Genomic DNA, 18577 nt, shown 5'->3' on the forward strand with positions numbered 1-18577 from the left:
ATTAATGACACACACTAGCGTTCATCATCCCGTCAAGAAAACCCCACAAGAGTTTTGCTCCTTTTTTAGCGCCTTGCATGGCTTTCTCTTGCTCTTCTTCGCTTAAGTCTGCAATAAGATTTGCACATTCCTCAGAATGCCATTCATCAGCATGCATATGAACCGTAAAAAATTGAAGAGAACGCTCATCACTTATTGAATAGTGTTTTTTTAAACCTTCAATTTTAGACTTAGAAACCTCTGGAGTTTGACGTTCATAAGCATAAAGTGCACCCAAACCGGAAGCAAAGTCTGATCGTACAATATCAAAGTAACCATCAACTAACTCCTGTGTCTCTTTAATCTTTGCATCCTTATGGAGATCAGACCGTGTTACACCAAGCCCTTCAGCAAAACGTTTCCATAACTCTGGGTGATTTTCATCACCTTGTTCTTCTTCTATCAAATTACCAAGCAAAACCTGTCGCATTTTTAGATCTGGGCACAAAAAATGTATACCACTGATATAACAAGGAAACGCAGCAACGTGGTGATAATATTCTTTAGCATAGGTTTGTAAAGCTTGCAAGCTTAAGCTTCCTGTATTCCATGATTGGTAGAATGGATGATTTAGTAAGTGCAACTCATCTAACTTATTATTCAAAGATTTAGTAAATTCCATTATTTCCTCTATTATATCAACATATAATTCATATACTATAGTTTTCTCATTGTTACGATCATGCTAAGATCAACACAATGGTGGGATTGGTAGGACTCGAACCTACGACCAATTCGTTATGAGCGAACTGCTCTAACCGACTGAGCTACAATCCCTTTTATCAATATTTATAATACACACAAAAGCAAATTTGTCTATTAGCTTATTTCACTATCAACCCAACTTAGCAAATCATTTGTTGCACCAATTTTGCGTGCAATTTCCTTACCATCTTGAAATATGATTAAAGTGGGTATAGATTGCACTCCATACTTACTTGGCACTTCAGTCCCTTCATCTATGTCGAACTTGCAGATCTTAATCTTGCCTTTTCTGTCTTTAGCCAACTGTTCAATACGCGGCATTAGACTTTTACATGGCCCACACCATTCTGCCCAAAAGTCTATCAGAACAAACCCTTTATAGTCAGTGACTTCAGATTTGAAATTTTGATCATTTACTGATATAATGTCATCACTCATAAAATACCTAAACTTAGAACGATTGCTTGTAAAATATAGCGCATCAATCAACAGTTAATCAACTAAATTCTTCTGAAAAATTGCCCTAAAGTGTCTTGCACAAAGAAAAAACTTCTCACAAATGGTTATATCTGATGATTAAAGATATCCACGTTTTCCCAACCCATTAAGTCTAACTCAATGCGAGTAGGAAGAAATTCAAAGCACTTTTGGGCCAATTCTTTTCTATTTTCACGTTCCAACATTAAATCTAGCTTTTCCTTTATCTTATGGAGATACAAAACATCAGATGCAGCATAATTTTTTTGTTTATCTGTCAAATTTTCATTTCCCCAATCAGAAGATTGCTGTTGCTTATTTAATTTGGTATCAAGTAGTTCTAAGCACAGTTCTTTTAAGCTATGATTATCTGTGTAAGTGCGAACTAAACGTGAAGCTATTTTTGTGCAATAGCACGGAAGTGCCCAAATTTCCAAGTAATAACGTATTATGCTCAGATCAAATCGCGCGAAGTGAAATATTTTAGTTATATTTTTATCCTCTAATATTTTTCTCAAATTTGGCGCTGTGTAATCGTTCTTGAGTTGAACTAAGTGAACGTTGCCATCATTAAAAGAGAGCTGCACAAGGCATAATCTATCTCTGCTATGAAGTAGCCCCATTGCCTCGGTATCAACAGCTATAGACCTTATATCATCTGGTATTGAACTAGCTGGCAAGTCGTCTTTATATAAAAATATTCCCATAAAATTAATACATTTTTTGGCACAATTGAAAACCTATGATAATCAAAAATGAGCCTTAAGTATACGAAAAGATCATAGAAGGAACCACGCAAATTTATGGGCTCTCACATTTTTCGTGTACACGGGGTTTACAAATCGCTGTATATGCCTATAATTAAGTAAATTTAGGTTAATTTAATTGCGGGAGTAGCTCAGTTGGTAGAGCGCAACCTTGCCAAGGTTGAGGTCAAGGGTTCGAACCCCTTCTCCCGCTCTTTACTTTCAAAATCATTTCGTCAAAAATCCCTTGACATATTTCGCCAGCGCCCTTATTATGACAATAAGGGTATTTATGACTCAAAACTTGTTTTTGACCTGCAGGCTCAATGACAAAATTCAGTAAAAAACTTAGGGTATTTATTGGCGGATTACATAAAATTATAGCGGCTGCATGTCTTTTAAATTTTTTCTACATTCAGCCAAACCGCGCTTAAACTAAGCGTCAGCACATTATTACAGCGCCACTTACAGTAATATAGAGTCAAAACTCGCTACTCGGGGCTTCTTTTGCCTTTTTTTTCGTTTGGTAAATTTCTTAATGTTTATAGCTCAAAGAGAGGTGTCATTCCAGCACTTGATGCTGGAATCCAGGAATTTTATCAAGTATAAAAGTTATGTTAAAATGCACCATTTATGGAAAACTAGATCCCAGTGTCTGGGCACTGGGATGACATCATAGGGGCGCTGGGATGACACCCTGACAATCGTCATCCCGCTACGTGTTAGCGGGATCTATGCTAAGAGATACCGCGGCGGTATGACGTAGGATTGCTGTCATCCCGCTGCTTGTTAGCGGATGAGATACCGTGACGGTATGACGGTTCGCGGCGGTATGACGTAGGATTGCTGTCATTCCGCTACGTGTTAGCGGGATCTAGAGATACCGTGACGGTATGACGTAGGGGTTGCCGAGAACTTGTCATTCCAGTGCTTGACACTGGCATCCAGTTTTCTTTATAATTTCCTTTGTGAAAGAACAAAAGTGCTTATTTGTAACCATAGCTGGCTTACCAAATGCTGGGAAGTCTACATTAATTAACAGCATCATAGGCAAGAAAATTGCAATTGTTACACCCAAAGTGCAAACAACAAGGACGCAAATAAGGGGTATTGCAACATGCAACAACACACAAATTGTCTTTACTGACTCCCCAGGAATTTTCTCAGCAGAAACAAAACTTGAAAAAGCTTTAGTCAAATCTGCATGGTCAGCAATCAAGGGTGATGACATCACTTTGTTACTTGTTGATGTAAGCAATTATTTGAAAAATATAGAAAGAATTAAGACTATATTTACGCGGCTGCAGCGCACAAAAGGCAGATGCATTTTGGTTATCAATAAAACTGATTTGGTAAAAAGGCCAGAACTCAAGATGGCGCATGAGCATCTGAATTTGCTTTATAAATTTGAAAAAGTTTTTACGATATCAGCATTAAAAAATGATGGACTTTCTGATTTGATGAATTACTTGTCTGAAGTTGCACCGGTGAGCCCTTGGTTTTATGAAGAAGATCAAATAACCGATTCCTCGACAAATTTTTTATCAGCAGAAATTACAAGAGAAAAATTATTCTTGAACTTGCGTGAAGAATTGCCATACTCTACAGCTGTTATAATTGAACAATTTGAGGAAAAAAAAGATAAGAGTTTAGTCATCAAACAGATTGTATTCGTGTTGAAAGATAGTCATAAAAAAATAGTGCTAGGGAAAGGTGGCAGTAATATTAAAAAAATTAATATCGAAGCACGTGCTGAACTAGAAAAATTATTTGAGTGCAAGGTACACCTCTTTTTATTTGTGAAAGTGCGACCTTGGATCGACCGTCCTGAGGAGTATATAGGAAATGCTTAATTCTTTATTGGTATTTGATATTGAAACTATACCAGATGTAAATTCCTGCAAAAATTTACTCAATATTAGTGATGATAGTAGTGTAGAAGAGAAGAGGGATGCATTAACAAAATATCATCTCGAAATAACAAACGGGCAAAACTCTTTTCTGCGCCAGCCTTTTCACCAAATTGTAGTTATTAGTTTTTTACTTTGTAATATAAGCTATCAGAGCGGTTACGAAGTGTTTACACTGCAAGAAATAAGATCTGGAGGCACACTAAATTCCAGTGAAAAAGAGCTAGTAAAAGGATTTTTTAACTACATATCAGAGAAAAAGCCAAGATTAGTTTCGTTCAACGGACGCACTTTTGATATACCAGTGCTGAAGTATCGTGCTATGGTTCATGGCATTCAAGCAGAATATTTTCATAAAGCTGGCGATAAGTGGAATAGCTATAATCAAAGATATAGTAGTGATTGGCATTGTGATTTGCTTGAATCTCTCTCTGATTTTGGAGCCTCTGCAAGAGTAAAAATGAACGAAGTTTGTGCAGCATTTAATCTTCCTGGTAAGATTGGAGTTGATGGGTCACAAGTTATGGGCTTATATGATAGCGGCAAGATACAAGAGATTCGAGATTATTGTGAAACAGATGTGATTAACACTTATTTGATTTACTTGAGGTTCATGCATCATCAGGGAAGGATTACTACTGAAAGCTACAACAAAAGCGTGGAAGAGCTGCTTTTAGAGTGCGAAAAAAAAGAACATCTAAAAAAATTTAAAGAGGAATGGTTGTGGTGGAAACTTTTATATTGAATTTAAATGAATAGATATTATGGAGCAATCTAATAATTGCTCCATAGTAATAGTTATAAACTCCTTGCAGTAGACAAGTAATTCTCATATGCTATCTTGCTTTGCACAACTTCTACTTGTTCAACCTGAGAAGAATTTTTTAATTTATTATCTTGATATTCCTTTTTTACTTCGTCAAAAAAATTTGTTCCACCGAGAATATAACTTCCTAATTTTGCAGCATAATGTTGAGCATCACCTAAAACTGCAGAGTTAATTCGATTTAATATCCTAACAGGATAGTAAAAGAGAGATACGTTATTATTTGATCGAAAATCACTTTCATCCATCCTATAAACGGCCTCATGATAACCATCTATTCCATGCAAATAACTTACTAGACTAGAATATCTTTCTGGTGTCGATACTCTTAATTGTGCACCTACGTGAGCATAACCAAACGAACCAGGGCACAATGCTGGCACTGGATCTCGCTGATGGTGAGTGACCCTTATGGTTTTTTCCTGAAGAGCGTCATTATAAATTTCACTGGCAGTCAGGTCAAAAACCCTTGGATCAGCAAAAGTTGCAACATGAACATCTTCAGCGCCTTCTGTTTTGTTGAGGCATAAAGCAGCTATCTCAGCAATAGCTCCTCCCATACTGTGACCTGTGAGATTGATTTTAAAATCTTTGATTTCTGATCCTTGTTTTTCAGCATGAGATTTCAAAATGCCATAAAGATTAGGCCATGAATCCGTAAATGAGTTATAAAAACCACGATGAATTCTTCCACCGTCAGGTAAAAGTTCTGAAGTAGTAAAAGATGCATTTAGATCAGTGATTGCATCATTTAAGCCACGAGTACCGTGGTAAGCTATTGTTATTTCTTCACCTTTTATGAAAACATACCCAGCATCTTCTTCGAAACTATTACCAAATGGAATGATTTTATAACCTTCGCTAAAAAGTTCAGCTCTAGTTTTATACATTTTTTTAAATTCAAAAATAATATCCTCAGAAGGATTAGTTTCTTTGTGCATTCTCCCATCTGCTTCAATAACTATAAAATCTTCCTCACTTACATTTTTACAAGTTAATATATGATGTTTTTTTTCATCTAACTTATCGTCACTATCACCATAGCTTATTTTACAGAAATTACTCATTTCCAATAATTTCTCCTTATCAAACCCTGCAATTTCTGCGATACTTTCATCTATCTGGTAAGCAGAAGGTAAAGAATGTGGTTCATTTGGGTCAGCAGGATTTATAAATTCATAATCTTCAATGATCTCAAACTCATCATCCACCTTATATTTGCCGTTATCTGCTAAGATGGAGCTTGATTGTTCAACATCACCTAATTGTGAATCTATACTACTTGCACTAGTACCTGTGGTGCTAAATCAATTGCGTAAAAAACTAAAATCCATAACTACCTCAATCTACTATCAGCTAAACAATTTATTTAACTATAATGTAGATTGATATTATTGTCAATAGTATTTTCTATAATCTTTCTATTGCTAGAATAAAAAAATTTTACTTCCATAGAATAAATAGTAGAGTTATAATGCACTAGCAAGCAAAAAATATTAACCTTTGTGCTAAATTTTGGTTAATATAAACGTTAGGCATATTAAAAAAGTTGTTTTTAAGGTGTTGCACTTTACTTCTGTTTTCGCTATAAGATTGCTTTAAGTTGAATTTTCAACATTTTTATATATTTACATTTAAGACAATGATTTCGAAATTTTTTGGGGGCACTTCATGAAAAAATCTATTTATACTAGAACTGCTCTAGTTTCTTTATTAACTTTATGTTCTTTCAGCAGTTTTGCAGCTGACTTTCCTGATGAGAGTATGAAGGAAATAAAAAAGCAAGAGAGCACAAAAACTTCTGGAAAAACAGAAGTTATGAAAACATCAAATAAAAAACTGAAAGAAAAGATGGACAGAATATGTAATGCTGATCCAAGAAAAAAAGCTGAAGAGCTTAAGAAAAAAGAGGAGCTAAGATTAGCAGCCGAGCAGAAGAAAAAAGAGGAGATCAGGCTAGCAAATGAGAAAAAAGCAAAGCTTATAGAGGATTCAAAAGCGAAAGCTCTAAATGCTAAGAATTCTAATATAGAAAAAGGTAAAGTTTCAAAAACTAAGGCTTCTAAAACTAAGAATGCTAAAATTAAAGCTAAAGATGTAAAGAAGGATGTAAAAGTTGTTAACAAAAATACAGAGGAAAAAGGTAAGGCAAGTCCTGTTGTTTCAGTTGGTGGAGTTGATATTATCGACACCAATCAAGGGCAAAGTAATTTAAGAATAACTTTTGGTGGTGTTGTTGATGCTCAAGGTTATGGTAAAGCAGGGCCAAGTGGCACAGATTATAAACGTTATCACGTTATGCCAGACAAATCTATAGATTATCATCATTTTACTGAGGATACAGCAAAAGGAGCAAATCCAATATTCCCTGAAATAGGAAATATCGGTGACTATAGCAATGATATGGGTATGATTGCTGATGCAATATTGCACTTAAGAGCTGAAAACAAAAATGAAGATTTAGGTCTTCTCTATGGTGCTGATGTGCAGTTTCATGTTCCAGTGACCGAAGGTAAGGGAGCCTCACAGGGTGTTTATGCTGCGAAAGGCAGAAGTGCGCATGTGTTTGTTAACTCAAAATATGGTAACGTGAAGCTTGGTTACCAATTTGGTCCTGAGGCTCTGATGAGACTTGATGCAACAAGAATTGCAACTGTTGACGGAGCTGCAGATAGTGACTGGTTCAGAAAAGTGAACTTAGAAGGAAGCGCTGCAAGCTTTCCATTTTATGTAACACCACGTCTTTACACTGAAAGTTTTTCGAGTGAAAGTGAAAGATTCTCTTTCCGCATGGCAGGGAAATATAACAAAGGCGTTATGACTACACTGCCATTTAGAGTTGCTTACTACTCACCAAATTATATGGGCGCAAGATTTGGTATCAGCTACTCACCTCGTTATGATAGTAGTTTGTTTACTGTAAAAGAAACAATTCCTTTTGAGGAGGATAAAAATGGTACTAAGGTGCTAAAGCATAAAGAAGAGATAAAGCATGTCGGTCCAGACTATGAGCACATAATAAGTGCTGGTGCATCATATGAATATGACTTTGATAAATATAAGGTGAAAGTTAAAACTTCTGCAGTTGGTGAGTATGGTCAAGCGAAAAAACCAAGTAAAGATAAGCATCTTTATAAGGAATTTGTAGAGTACAATGACCTTATGGGTGTTAATTTGGGTGTAAGCGCTGATTATAAGATTAATGAGGATCAAGGCATAAAATTTGCTGCCTCTTTTGCATATCTGGGCAAATCTGGTCAACCAAAAGGTATTGAAATACTGACAAAAGATACTAATAATAAAATTGAAAAACATGAACTGCTTCCTGATGCTGACAAAAGAATGGAAGGGCTGAAAGCTCAATTTGGTAAAGATAGTATAGATACCATGTATTGGACCGTAGGAGCTGGTTATCAACATGAGAATGTTTACACAAGTTTAACATACTTTGGTAGCAGAATGAATGATGGAGATATGCTTCACGATGGCGCACTTGGCGCTCAATATGATCTATCTCCTGCATGCAGTAAGAGCAAATTTGTTCCTTACGCAGCTCTCCATTATTTTATGACTAACGAGAAACAAAACGCAAATCATAAGATTACAAAAGCAGGTAATACCACAGAAGAGGCACCTTCTAACCAAGGAATTCTCCTTCTTACTGGTGTGAAGTTTTCTTTCTAACCAGCTAGTACACACCACAATTTAATGTGGTGTGTATCTTATTTGTTAGTGTTTATTTGTCAATCAAATAAACATATAGTGTCCTCTCTCCTGTCATCCCAGTGCGTGACACTGGGATCTAAGTTATATGCAAAATTATTACGTTTACATACTTGCAAGCAAGAATAATCGAACTTTATATACAGGTATAACATCAAATCTGATTAAACGAATCTGGGAACATAAGAGTAAAGTTATTTCTGGCTTTACATCAAAATACAATGTACATAAATTAGTTCATTTTGAAGAATTTCAAGATATAAATTCAGCTCTTAATAGAGAAAGACTGTTAAAAAGTTGGAAAAGAAAATGGAAGACTGATTTGATCGAAAAAGAAAATCCAAATTGGGTAGATTTATATGATAACATAGTCAGGTAAAATTAGATCCCAGTGTCACGCACTGGGATGACACCCTATGGTTGCTGGAATGACACCCTATGGTTACTGGGATGACACTCTATAGCTACTCAGATGACGGGAAAAGAACACACTGGCTTATCTACTAGCCGTATAGCTACTTTCAAATTCAATCAATTAAACAGGAGGCCCCTATGCAAACCACACTAAAAAATCATTTAGCTGGAGAATTACTTACCACCGCTACGTGCTGGAAATTAAAGCTCGCAGGTGGAGAAGTAATGGGATTCACTGACTATGATGAAGATTTAAATATTAATAATATACTCTATAAATCTTCAAGTGGATTTACAGCCAGTAGTATAATATTAAACAGCGATTTAAAAACTGATAATCTAGAAATTGAAGGGATATTAAATAGTGGTGATATTAAAGAAGAAGATATTTTATCAGGAAAGTACGACTTTGCAAATATTGAAATATTTCTTGTGAATTATAAAGACTTGACCCAGGGAACAATGAATCTACATTCAGGAACTTTTGGTAAAGTGACATTAAGTAGTGGAAGATTTATTGTTGAAATTAGAGGTCTCTCAGCAAAGCTTGAGAGAAGCATAGCAGAATTATACTCTCCTGCATGCAGAGCACAATTTTGCGATGATAAATGCAAAGCCGATACTAAAAAATTTAGTAAAATAAGTACAATCACTAAAGTAATAGACGAAAGAAGATTTGAAGACACGAATTTAACGGAGAGTGATGAATATTATAAGCACGGAGTAGTGAAATTCTTTGGCTCAACAGCATTTGAAGGTATAGTAAAAGAATATAAAAATAAAGTAGTTACATTGTTTACTTCGCCTTCATACCAAATTTTTGCTGGAGATAAATATTCAATACTCGCAGGTTGCGATAAAACATTTCCAACTTGCAGAAGCAAGTTTAACAATACTGTAAATTTTCGTGGTGAACCCTATATACCAGGTTTTTATATTGTTTAGCAGCACAATTTTCAATATTATGAATATGCATGGAAAGGTGGCTGAGTGGTCTAAAGCACACGCTTGGAAAGCGTGCACATATGAAAATATGTCGGGGGTTCGAATCCCCCCTTTTCCGCATATCACTTCTAGAATAGTATAAAACCCGCTATGTCAGCCTCCTTTTACCCCACTTAGGTATGTACCAATATACCTAATTTTGTTACAACATTCCCAACAACATAAATTATTTTAGCAATGCTATCAATAGCATTGCTTTAAAAAGAGTGCCCATATTTTCAGTCAACCTTAAGAATTCACTAAAGATCCTATTCTTTTGTTCATCACTTGCACTTTTCATTAAAGCCTGGGTTCTTTCTTTTATGCCAAAAAGATATAAAAATTCTCTTTGAGTTAAAATCTCGCAATCTACGTGTTTTAATGAATCTTTTAATGCTTGAAAGTTCACAAGTGCAGTAATATCACTATTACCAACATTCTCAAGAAAATTAGCATACTTATGTTGTTTTATCGATTGCAAAGTGCTCTTATATGCGGGGTATACATAACCGTAATCTATAATCAAAGCAGCTCCTTTATTATTATGTATCTTCTTCTCAAGTTTTTTTAATATTTCAACCCCAGTTGAACATATTTCCACCACTGCACCATCGAAACCCCCTGTCATGCAAGTAGCTGACACTGGAATCCATGATTCTTTTTTTCTGGATTCCAGTGTCACGCACTGGCATGACACCAAGAGACTGCCATCATCTTGTTTTGTCACCATATTTTCATACCACCCCTCATCACGATATACAAACTGATCTATCGGAAGAGCGTCAAAGAACTCATTTGCTAAAAAAATGGTTGGTTGTTCTGGTAGGTTGTCAATATCTTTGTGCCAATTAACACCTAAGCCTTTTAATTTTTCCTTTTGTATCTTCCGTAAAGTAGGGCTTATTTCAACTAAGTGGATCAACATTGAATTAAAAAAGCTGCTGTATTTTTTAGTGACTCTTATTATATCGTGAATGAGTGTTCCTTTGCCTGGCCCAAGTTCAACTAGAGAAAATTTTGATGGCTTTCCTAATTTTTCCCATGTATGCATTATCCAAACTGCAATTACTTCACCAAATAATTGGCTGATCTCAGGTGCAGTAGTAAAATCACCATCCTTACCAAGTGGTAATCTACTCGTATAATAGCCGTATTTTTCATGGTACAAAACGGCATTCATGAAATCACTGATGGATATTGATCCTTGACTTTTGTCAATTAATTCGTGTATATAAGTGAGCATGTTATTAATAAATGTTTAACTATAGCGTGCCATAATATAAAATAGTAGAGTATTTATATATATAGTATAAACTTAAGTTTGTGAGTAATAGTGCTTCAGTTATGGACGACAAAAACACCGATTATGTTGCCCTTATACCTCAAGATGATAGTATTGAATACAAATTTGAAGAAGCTGTCAATTTTATAGAAAACAAGGTTATAAATGCTGATGGACTAACTTTAGCGGAAGTGTTTCAAGTGCTAGTTCAAATGCTAGATGGTGATCTAGAATTGGTAAAAAAAGTACTAGCATATGCTAATATTATGGCAAAGCATGGAATGAAGGTAGCAAAAGAGTCGCAATTAAGCAGAGCTGATGTTCGCCGAGCTTTGGAAGGTAAAGAAAGTGTTGTCAATAGACAAGATTTTATAAAGAAACCACCTCTTCCACCTGCTATAAAATCGACCAAAAAGAAAAGTAGAGGTCTTTAGATGGCTGAATCTATAAAAAAATTTACTGTACAATGTGACTTCAAAGGACAAAGTTCACCCTTTGCAATATATATAGGAAATCCAAAAAGTGATGCTCATCCAATTCATCATCAAGATTCCTGGCTTGTAAAAGAACGTGGAGGGAATATCCCTAATAAAGTAAAAGAAAGTCTACAAAAATTATATAAACTATCTCAAGAAAATGGAGTCTCTTTCTCAGAGTTATGTGCGTATGCCATTACTGTGGTTAGTAATAATGATAAAAAAAGTGACGACAAGCAGTGAGATAGTTTAATCCCTCAATATTTCATTTATAGAGGTTTTCGATCTCGTCTTTTCATCCACTTTTTTTACTATAACTGCACAATAGGTTGAAATGTTATTTTTAGATGGAATAGACCCTGGTACCACTACAGAATAAGGTGGCACTTCGCCATAAAATATCTCGCTAGTTTCTCTATCAATAATCTTTGTTGATGCTCCAATGAACACACCCATGCCAAGGACTGATCCTTCTCTCACTACCACACCCTCGGCTACCTCGCTACGTGCTCCAATAAAGCAATTATCTTCTATAATGACAGGTGAAGCTTGAATAGGCTCAAGGACTCCACCTATTCCCACTCCACCGGAAATATGGCAGTTTTTTCCTATTTGCGCACAGCTACCAATCGTTGACCAGGTATCTATCATTGTTCCTGAATCAACATATGCACCAACGTTGATAAAACTTGGCATTAGAACAACATTTGTACCTATATAAGCAGATCGGCGGACAAAACACCCAGGAACTGCTCTAATTTTTAACTGGCGAAATTTCTCCTCATTCCATTCACTAAATTTGTTACCGATCTTGTCAAACCAGCAATTGGTATTGTCTATTATTTTGTTTTCTTCAGTGAGAAAATGTAATAATATTGCCTGCTTTATCCACTTATGTACTACCCATTCTCCACTTGATAGCTTTTCTGCTACTCTAATTTTGCCACTATCAAGGAGCTCAATTACCTCTTTAATTGCTATTCTTGCTGTTTCCTTTAGGTTACAGTCATTAAATTTTTCTCTATTTTTCCAAATATTTTCTATCTCACTTTGTGTTTTTTTTAGTTGCAAACCTTCCATTTGTTATATATATTAATATTAAATTTATAGCTCTGTATCATTTGAGCTTGTTACCACTTTATATGTAAGTGCTATGAAAATACAATGTAATAGTTGTACTAAAACTTACTTAGTATCTTCTGAGCAAATTGGTGCATTTGGAAGAAAGGTAAAGTGTACGAACTGCAATCATATATGGCATGAACATCTAGAAGAAGCGTCAAACAAATCGCACTCTGCTAATATACAGGAAAAAAAAATTAGTGGAAGGAATTTTTTACAAAATCTAGCATTTACCACTCTAGTTTTTGCAACAGCTACAGGGTTATGCGTCGTAATTGCTAATGGCATCTTTCCTAGAGAGATGAACAAAGCATACAAAACGATCAGTTCATATAAGGATTCAATAAGCTATAAATTAGGGTACAAAAAAGAACAAACAGAAAATCCAAATGTAAAAAAACTTGTTGTAAATAAGTTTTATCAAGACTACCTTTTTTTATCTAATTTAAGATCTAGTTAAATAGGCATAAACCATCGCCGATATCGGTATCCAGTTCCTATAGCTACTCAGATGATGCAAATAGTATTAGGGTGACAGAGTCTTAAAAATAAGTTATTTTTTAGTAAAAAACAGCTCATGAGTATTAAAATTGCACCTTCTATACTTTCAGCAGACTTTGCAAAATTAGGAGAAGAAGTAAGAAAAATTAGCGATTTAGGTGTAGATTACATACACATAGACGTTATGGATGGGAATTTCGTTCCAAATATTACAATTGGTCCTAGCGTTGTCTCTGCAATACGTAAATATAGCAATCTTCCTTTTGATGTGCATTTAATGGTCAAATCTCCTGGTAACCACATTGAAAGCTTTATAAATGCTGGTGCTGATATTATCACTGTACATGCAGAAGCAGAGATACACCTTGAGAGGTTGATAAGAAAGATAAAGTCATACAAAAATGTAAACGACGCAAAAAAAACGATTCAAGCTGGAGTCTCAATTGTTCCTTCAACTTCCCCAAGTGTGCTTGAATACATAATACATGAGCTAGATATTGTGCTGATTATGACAGTCAACCCTGGCTTTGGAGGGCAGGAATTTATTCATTCACAGTTGAACAAGATATCTACTATAAAAAAAATGATACAGGAGCGTAATCTTAAAACACAAATTTCAGTAGATGGTGGAATTAACTTTTCTAACGCAACTGATATAATAAAAGCAGGTGCTGATATTTTAGTTGCGGGATCGGCGATATTCAAGGCTGAAGATATTAAGAAGGCCGTAAATGATCTTAAAAATCCATCGTGGTAATCCTATATAGCTAGTGCAGCCCTACGTCATACCGCAATTCATTCGTGGTATCTTAGCCGCTAACACGTAGCGGAATGTTGGCAAACCTAAGATCTTTAGCTAGTTAACACAAATTATTTCTATTATCTACCAATTTGAAAAAGTCTCTGGTCCAAGTAGTCAAGCTACTTGGATGACAAGAGGTAACGCAAGAAGTTTACTTTTAATAAAAGCCTGATGATGAATCATTATTACCAAATTTCGGCTTATTTCTGTTGCTGAAACCAGAACGAGGACGAGAAGGCTTCTTATGGTAACTTCCTCCAGGTTTTCTATTAAATGAATTATTGTAATAATTATCCCTGTCATTTGGACCATCTTTCCTTTCCTCGTTGTAAAGCTCACCTTCAAAAAACTCTCCCGTCTCTTGATCAACTCGACGTCTTGACAACTTTGGACATCCACCTTTTTCGAAGTCAATTACTAGTGCTTTGAAAGTATCATCTTGTTTAAGTATGCTCTCTATAGAATCTATGTGTTCATTAGCTACTTCACTTATGTGCATTTTTCCTTTTCTGCCATTAAGAAATTCAAGCTCTACAATAGACTTCTCTATTTTTACAACTTTGACATCAACTATAGAACCTTGTTCTAGTTCTATTATTGAATCAATCATCATACTCTTTGCAATTTCAGCTTCAGTGCCACTCGTGGCAAAAACAGAAACTTTACCATCATCTCCTATTTCAATTTTTGCATTACTTCTTTCACACACACTGCGTATATTTTTTCCTTTAGCACCAATAGCTGCAGAAATTTTGTCTTTATCTATGTAAAATGATAACATCCTTGGTGCATGGTCTTTGACGTCATCACTGTGTTCTGAAATCACTGCATTCATTTTTTCTAAAATATGTAATCTTCCAGCTTTTGCCTGTTCTAAAGATTTTTCAACAATTTCAAAGCTTATACCAGAAATTTTCATATCCATTTGTAGTGCCGTAACCCCTTCACTAGTTCCTGCTACTTTAAAGTCCATATCACCAAGATAATCTTCATCACCCAATATATCGGAAAGTATCACATACTCGTCTTTATCTTTAATAAGGCCCATAGCAACTCCAGCAACAGGGGCCTTTATTGGCACACCCGTATCCATTAAAGCAAGAGAAGTCCCACAAACTGTTGCCATAGAAGAAGAACCATCAGACTCCAAAATTTCGGATACTACTCTTATTGTATAAGGAAATTCAGATTTATCGGGTAAAACAGGATGAATTGCTTTCCAAGCAAGTTTGCCATGACCGATTTCTCTTCTTCCTGGTGCACGTGCAGCAGAAGTTTCTCCAACAGCAAATGAGGGAAAGTTATAATGCAACATGAAATGCTCACGTCTATCCCCTTCAATATCATCCACAATTTGCTCATCTTGAGTAGTACCAAGAGCAGTAGCAACCAATGCCTGAGTGTTGCCTCTTGTAAACAGCGCAGAACCGTGAGTTCTGGACAGAATATCAACTTCAACTTCTATCTGACGTATCTCATCATGCTTACGACCGTCTATCCTTACACCTTTCTTCCTAATTATTTCACGTACTAAAGATCTTTCAAAGTTTTTTACTGCATATGTAATTAACTTTTCATCTTTTCCAGTCTCTTTAAGAGTATTCAATATATTCTCTCTGACCGCTTCTAGAGCTTGAACTCGCTCTTGTTTTACTGTTTGCGAATATGCTTTTTCAAAATCTTTACCGTATTTTTCGAGCTCTTGTGTTATATCTGATGTATCAACAGGAGCAAAGCTTTCAGGCTTATTGCCAACTGTATCAGCAAACTCTTTTATGAGCTTAATGACAGGTTTAAGGTGTTCATGGCCAAATTTTATTGCATTAAAAACATTTTCTTCAGAGAGCTCTTTCACTTCTGACTCAACCATTAAAATCGAATTTTCATCACCAGACAAAAACAGATCCAAGCTGCTTGCTTTCATCTCTTGAACAGAAGGGTTGAGTATATAGTTATTATTTTCATCACAACCAACTATCACTCCAGCTATAGTAAAGTGAAAAGGAACACCAGAAACCGCAAGAGCTGCAACAGCACCAATCAATGCTGGCACTTCAGGAGGATTGACTGTATCATAAGTTAATAGATTACACACCACACTAATTTCATCATGAAATCCTTCTGGAAAGAGTGGCCTTACACTCCTATCTATTACTCTTGAGATTAAAGTTTCTCTATCAGATGGCTTGCCTTCTCTTTTAAAAAAACCACCAGGGATCTTACCCATGGCATAGCTTTTTGCGATAAACTGCACATTTAAAGGTAGGAAATCAACGCTTTCTTCCTTCTTTTTACGTACAACAGTTACTAAAACAGAAGTATCACCGTAATTTACAACTACTGAACCATGAGCTTGGCGTGCTATTTTTCCTGTTTCTAAAGATAAGGGACGACCACCCCACTCTATAGATTTTTTTATAATTTTAAACATACTAAATTCCTCGATTATTTTCTAATGCCTAACTTCTCTATTAATTCCTGGTAGGCTTCATTACCAAATTTACGCTTTATATAATTTAAGTGCTTGCGTCTTCTACCTATCAATATAAGTAAACCACGCTTAGAGTGATGGTCATGCTTGTGCACTTTAAAATGCTCAGTTAAGTTACTGATCCTCTCGGTCAAAATTGCACATTGTACAAAAGATGAACCTGTATCATCCTCTTTAATCGCATATATATTTATCAAACTCTTTTTCTTTTCGGATGTTATCGACATCTAAACCTCATTTTAAATATTAAAAACACGAATAGGTTTCACACAACCATAAATAAAACTGCAGATTGCAATAGGTACACTACCCACTATCGTACAACAAATATCATAATTCTTTAAATTATGCAAGTTATTTAATACAACTTCCTGACCTTTTCTGATTTTCCCCGCATCTTCTGGGGAAATTTCAATTTTGAACATCGATTTTAAAGCCGATTCAATGGGAATGATGAAACTTTCTGCATTACTCCCTGTACCTTCTATTACTCCAGTATCACCTTTTGTTATCGGAGAGTAAGTTATTGTGTTTCTTTCAGCGAGCTGTTCAATTGTCACTGATTCGTTTTCTCTAAAGTCACCTACCATAGTTCTTCTTAATTTCGTAATGTGTCCAAAACAATTTAATGCAATGCCAAGATCCCGAGCAATTGATCTCACATATACACCACTACCGCACATCATAGAAAAATTTGCACTATTATTTATGGTGTCCACAGATATCAATTTCAGCTCATGTATTTTGACTTGTCGGGGTTTTATATTTACCTTTTGCCCACTTCTTGCCAATTTATATGCCCTTGCTCCTTTGATTTTTATTGCTGAAAATTGAGGAGGAGTCTGCTTGATCTCACCAATAAAATTTTTAATTGCACAATTTATTTGATTATATTCGGGTTTTATATCACTAGTTCTAATGATATCACCACCCAAATCATCCGTTGTTCTTTGTTCGCCCCATTTTATTGTAAAATCGTATGCCTTTAAGTCACAAGATAAATACGGTATAGTTTTTGTTGCCTCGCCAAGAGCAATTGGCAACACACCTGAAGCTAAAGGATCAAGTGTTCCCAGATGACCAGCTTTCTTAATTCCAAAGATCTTTTTAACTTGGGTTACAGCTTGTGCAGAACTAATTCCTATTGGTTTATCGAGATTCAGCCAGCCGTGTATCATATGTGAATTATATACAGCTGATGACAGTTTAGGAAGCAGCTTGAAATATATACTTTAAATAATAATGTAAAAAATAGCTTGACTAACATGCATCTATTAACACATACTTAACCCTTTTAAGGGGACTATTATGACTGTAAATACAAATAAAAGCATATTGAAGTGGGAAAACACTGCACATATAACAAAAATGAGTATTGAAGGTTTAGTTGCACTTGCATCTTTAGCGGGAGCAATAACGGCAATATTAATTGCTACTAAAGTAATTGCTGGACCTGCATCTTTAGCACTTGTTGCTAGCCCTGCTGGAATTGCAGTTCTATTTATTGCCGCTGTATATTTTGCCGCAGCAGCTTATGCTTCATATCAGCAAATGCAGAAGAATGAAGAAATAGGAGTGAACGGTAAGGATGGTAAGGATGGTAAGGATGGTAAAGATGCAAATTTTGCTACTCTTGTCAAAGATGTGGTAAAGAGTGGTACGATTGTTGAAGAAACAGTTAAAAAAGACAACGGGAACGATGTTCAGCAATTATTCCTGACACTTCCAATTGCTGATTACAAAGAACTAACAAAAAGTAAAAAAACAGTTCACATATTATTAGCAGATGGAAAAGTTGTTGAACTTGATCACAAAGTTCCTGATGTTGGTGCTACCGAATATAAAGTACAATTAACTAGCGTAAGTGGTAAAGATCAGCTTGCTGAAATGAAAGCAGAGTTAGGTATGGATGGTGGTTCTAAGTTATCAAAAGTTGCGGTGAGTAATGAAGCTTTGGAAGATTTAAAAGGTAGAATAGCAACTAACTTAGGAGATGTTGCATTAGAAAATGCTATATCAAACGCTAAAAAAGTTTAAAGTTAATGAAAGAAGAGGTAGAGGTGGTTCTGCCTCTTTTTT

At 35.4% G+C, this 18577-nt stretch carries 19 protein-coding genes, 3 tRNA genes and 1 pseudogene; 13 read left to right on the forward strand and 10 right to left on the reverse strand.

What is annotated here, in order from left to right:
• Position 1 precedes the first annotated feature (1 nt).
• From ABWU50_RS06300 to ABWU50_RS06315, 4 genes are all read right to left on the reverse strand, one after another.
• Positions 2–661 carry a CADD family putative folate metabolism protein gene (locus ABWU50_RS06300; protein WP_353275814.1) on the reverse strand — a complete coding sequence of 220 codons (660 nt, stop codon included), beginning with the start codon at positions 659–661 and terminating at the stop codon, positions 2–4.
• A gap of 78 nt (positions 662–739) precedes the next feature.
• A tRNA-Ile gene (locus tag ABWU50_RS06305) sits at positions 740–816 on the reverse strand.
• 42 nt (positions 817–858) lie between these two features.
• Positions 859–1182 (reverse strand): thioredoxin, encoded by a 324-nt coding sequence (gene trxA / locus ABWU50_RS06310; protein WP_253309585.1) that lies wholly within the window; start codon positions 1180–1182, stop codon positions 859–861.
• Positions 1183–1307: 125 nt separating this feature from the next.
• Entirely contained in the window at positions 1308–1928 is a 621-nt protein-coding gene (locus tag ABWU50_RS06315; RefSeq protein ID WP_353275815.1) for a ribonuclease D, read from the reverse strand.
• A 180-nt stretch (positions 1929–2108) separates the two neighbouring features.
• Between ABWU50_RS06315 and ABWU50_RS06320 the strand changes: the two genes are divergently transcribed.
• From ABWU50_RS06320 to ABWU50_RS06335, 4 genes and pseudogenes are all read left to right on the forward strand, one after another.
• Positions 2109–2181: transfer RNA gene (locus ABWU50_RS06320), tRNA-Gly, on the forward strand.
• A 324-nt stretch (positions 2182–2505) separates the two neighbouring features.
• A complete protein-coding gene (locus tag ABWU50_RS06325) occupies positions 2506–2646 on the forward strand; it encodes a hypothetical protein (protein WP_264736007.1) in 141 nt (46 codons plus the stop codon).
• 289 nt (positions 2647–2935) lie between these two features.
• Positions 2936–3820 (forward strand): GTPase Era, encoded by an 885-nt coding sequence (era, locus tag ABWU50_RS06330; protein ID WP_353275816.1) that lies wholly within the window; start codon positions 2936–2938, stop codon positions 3818–3820.
• Positions 3813–4632: pseudogene (locus ABWU50_RS06335) on the forward strand (3'-5' exonuclease). Before era ends, ABWU50_RS06335 begins: the two are co-directional and overlap by 8 nt.
• A gap of 43 nt (positions 4633–4675) precedes the next feature.
• Here the strand turns inward: ABWU50_RS06335 and ABWU50_RS06340 are convergent.
• On the reverse strand, positions 4676–5914 hold the full coding sequence (locus ABWU50_RS06340; RefSeq protein ID WP_353275817.1) for a lipase family protein: 1239 nt from the start codon (positions 5912–5914) through the stop codon (positions 4676–4678).
• Between the two features lie 460 nt (positions 5915–6374).
• On the opposite strand from ABWU50_RS06340, the gene ABWU50_RS06345 reads away from it, so the two are divergent.
• The 4 genes from ABWU50_RS06345 to ABWU50_RS06360 all read left to right on the forward strand — a co-directional run bounded on the left by ABWU50_RS06345 (position 6375) and on the right by ABWU50_RS06360 (position 9903).
• Positions 6375–8387, forward strand: coding sequence for a porin (locus ABWU50_RS06345; protein ID WP_353275818.1), 2013 nt, complete (start codon positions 6375–6377; stop codon positions 8385–8387).
• A 127-nt stretch (positions 8388–8514) separates the two neighbouring features.
• The gene (locus ABWU50_RS06350) at positions 8515–8805 is read left to right on the forward strand and encodes a GIY-YIG nuclease family protein (protein ID WP_253309591.1); all 291 of its coding nucleotides are present in this window, start codon (positions 8515–8517) and stop codon (positions 8803–8805) included.
• Positions 8806–8978: 173 nt separating this feature from the next.
• The gene (locus ABWU50_RS06355; RefSeq protein ID WP_353275819.1) at positions 8979–9785 is read left to right on the forward strand and encodes a DUF2163 domain-containing protein; all 807 of its coding nucleotides are present in this window, start codon (positions 8979–8981) and stop codon (positions 9783–9785) included.
• Positions 9786–9816: 31 nt separating this feature from the next.
• Positions 9817–9903: transfer RNA gene (locus tag ABWU50_RS06360), tRNA-Ser, on the forward strand.
• A 108-nt stretch (positions 9904–10011) separates the two neighbouring features.
• Here ABWU50_RS06360 and ABWU50_RS06365 read toward each other — a convergent pair.
• Positions 10012–11067, reverse strand: coding sequence for a class I SAM-dependent methyltransferase (locus tag ABWU50_RS06365; protein WP_353275820.1), 1056 nt, complete (start codon positions 11065–11067; stop codon positions 10012–10014).
• A 101-nt stretch (positions 11068–11168) separates the two neighbouring features.
• Between ABWU50_RS06365 and ABWU50_RS06370 the strand changes: the two genes are divergently transcribed.
• Positions 11169–11540, forward strand: coding sequence for a hypothetical protein (locus ABWU50_RS06370; protein WP_353273101.1), 372 nt, complete (start codon positions 11169–11171; stop codon positions 11538–11540).
• Positions 11541–11825: a DUF2610 domain-containing protein gene (locus tag ABWU50_RS06375; protein ID WP_007549418.1), complete on the forward strand. Its 285-nt coding sequence runs from the start codon at positions 11541–11543 to the stop codon at positions 11823–11825.
• 6 nt (positions 11826–11831) lie between these two features.
• Here the strand turns inward: ABWU50_RS06375 and dapD are convergent, their stop codons facing one another.
• Positions 11832–12662, reverse strand: a complete 831-nt coding sequence (gene dapD, locus ABWU50_RS06380) for a 2,3,4,5-tetrahydropyridine-2,6-dicarboxylate N-succinyltransferase (protein WP_353275821.1) — start codon at positions 12660–12662, stop codon at positions 11832–11834.
• A gap of 73 nt (positions 12663–12735) precedes the next feature.
• Here dapD and ABWU50_RS06385 point away from each other — a divergent pair, with 73 nt between their 5' ends.
• Both ABWU50_RS06385 and rpe read left to right on the forward strand, forming a co-directional pair.
• Entirely contained in the window at positions 12736–13164 is a 429-nt protein-coding gene (locus ABWU50_RS06385) for a zinc-ribbon domain-containing protein (RefSeq protein ID WP_353275822.1), read from the forward strand.
• A 117-nt stretch (positions 13165–13281) separates the two neighbouring features.
• The gene (gene rpe / locus ABWU50_RS06390) at positions 13282–13962 is read left to right on the forward strand and encodes a ribulose-phosphate 3-epimerase (protein ID WP_253309921.1); all 681 of its coding nucleotides are present in this window, start codon (positions 13282–13284) and stop codon (positions 13960–13962) included.
• 202 nt (positions 13963–14164) lie between these two features.
• Here rpe and pnp read toward each other — a convergent pair whose 3' ends face one another.
• Genes pnp through truB form a run of 3 tightly spaced genes read right to left on the reverse strand, consistent with a single transcriptional unit; the run spans position 14165 to position 17673 of the window.
• Complete coding sequence (gene pnp / locus ABWU50_RS06395; protein ID WP_353275823.1) at positions 14165–16438, reverse strand: polyribonucleotide nucleotidyltransferase; 2274 nt, start codon at positions 16436–16438, stop codon at positions 14165–14167.
• A gap of 14 nt (positions 16439–16452) precedes the next feature.
• The gene (gene rpsO, locus ABWU50_RS06400; protein ID WP_006279944.1) at positions 16453–16725 is read right to left on the reverse strand and encodes a 30S ribosomal protein S15; all 273 of its coding nucleotides are present in this window, start codon (positions 16723–16725) and stop codon (positions 16453–16455) included.
• Positions 16726–16737: 12 nt separating this feature from the next.
• Entirely contained in the window at positions 16738–17673 is a 936-nt protein-coding gene (gene truB, locus ABWU50_RS06405; RefSeq protein WP_353276389.1) for a tRNA pseudouridine(55) synthase TruB, read from the reverse strand.
• A gap of 133 nt (positions 17674–17806) precedes the next feature.
• On the opposite strand from truB, the gene ABWU50_RS06410 reads away from it, so the two are divergent.
• Positions 17807–18535: a hypothetical protein gene (locus ABWU50_RS06410; RefSeq protein ID WP_353275824.1), complete on the forward strand. Its 729-nt coding sequence runs from the start codon at positions 17807–17809 to the stop codon at positions 18533–18535.
• Positions 18536–18577 lie beyond the last annotated feature (42 nt).

This window comes from Wolbachia endosymbiont (group A) of Pipizella viduata, from assembly GCF_964028555.1.
In the GTDB taxonomy this organism is placed as follows: Bacteria; Pseudomonadota; Alphaproteobacteria; order Rickettsiales; family Anaplasmataceae; genus Wolbachia.

Excerpts from the sequence above, each read along its gene's own strand:
- ABWU50_RS06300 (WP_353275814.1), bottom strand. The coding sequence starts at position 661 with ATGGAATTTACTAAATCTTTGAATAATAAGTTAGATGAGTTGCACTTA.
- trxA (WP_253309585.1), bottom strand. The coding sequence starts at position 1,182 with ATGAGTGATGACATTATATCAGTAAATGATCAAAATTTCAAATCTGAA.
- ABWU50_RS06315 (WP_353275815.1), bottom strand. The coding sequence starts at position 1,928 with ATGGGAATATTTTTATATAAAGACGACTTGCCAGCTAGTTCAATACCA.
- ABWU50_RS06325 (WP_264736007.1), top strand. The coding sequence starts at position 2,506 with ATGTTTATAGCTCAAAGAGAGGTGTCATTCCAGCACTTGATGCTGGAA.
- ABWU50_RS06345 (WP_353275818.1), top strand. The coding sequence starts at position 6,375 with ATGAAAAAATCTATTTATACTAGAACTGCTCTAGTTTCTTTATTAACT.
- ABWU50_RS06350 (WP_253309591.1), top strand. The coding sequence starts at position 8,515 with ATGCAAAATTATTACGTTTACATACTTGCAAGCAAGAATAATCGAACT.
- ABWU50_RS06355 (WP_353275819.1), top strand. The coding sequence starts at position 8,979 with ATGCAAACCACACTAAAAAATCATTTAGCTGGAGAATTACTTACCACC.
- ABWU50_RS06365 (WP_353275820.1), bottom strand. The coding sequence starts at position 11,067 with ATGCTCACTTATATACACGAATTAATTGACAAAAGTCAAGGATCAATA.
- ABWU50_RS06370 (WP_353273101.1), top strand. The coding sequence starts at position 11,169 with ATGGACGACAAAAACACCGATTATGTTGCCCTTATACCTCAAGATGAT.
- ABWU50_RS06375 (WP_007549418.1), top strand. The coding sequence starts at position 11,541 with ATGGCTGAATCTATAAAAAAATTTACTGTACAATGTGACTTCAAAGGA.
- dapD (WP_353275821.1), bottom strand. The coding sequence starts at position 12,662 with ATGGAAGGTTTGCAACTAAAAAAAACACAAAGTGAGATAGAAAATATT.
- ABWU50_RS06385 (WP_353275822.1), top strand. The coding sequence starts at position 12,736 with ATGAAAATACAATGTAATAGTTGTACTAAAACTTACTTAGTATCTTCT.
- rpe (WP_253309921.1), top strand. The coding sequence starts at position 13,282 with ATGAGTATTAAAATTGCACCTTCTATACTTTCAGCAGACTTTGCAAAA.
- pnp (WP_353275823.1), bottom strand. The coding sequence starts at position 16,438 with ATGTTTAAAATTATAAAAAAATCTATAGAGTGGGGTGGTCGTCCCTTA.
- rpsO (WP_006279944.1), bottom strand. The coding sequence starts at position 16,725 with ATGTCGATAACATCCGAAAAGAAAAAGAGTTTGATAAATATATATGCG.
- ABWU50_RS06410 (WP_353275824.1), top strand. The coding sequence starts at position 17,807 with ATGACTGTAAATACAAATAAAAGCATATTGAAGTGGGAAAACACTGCA.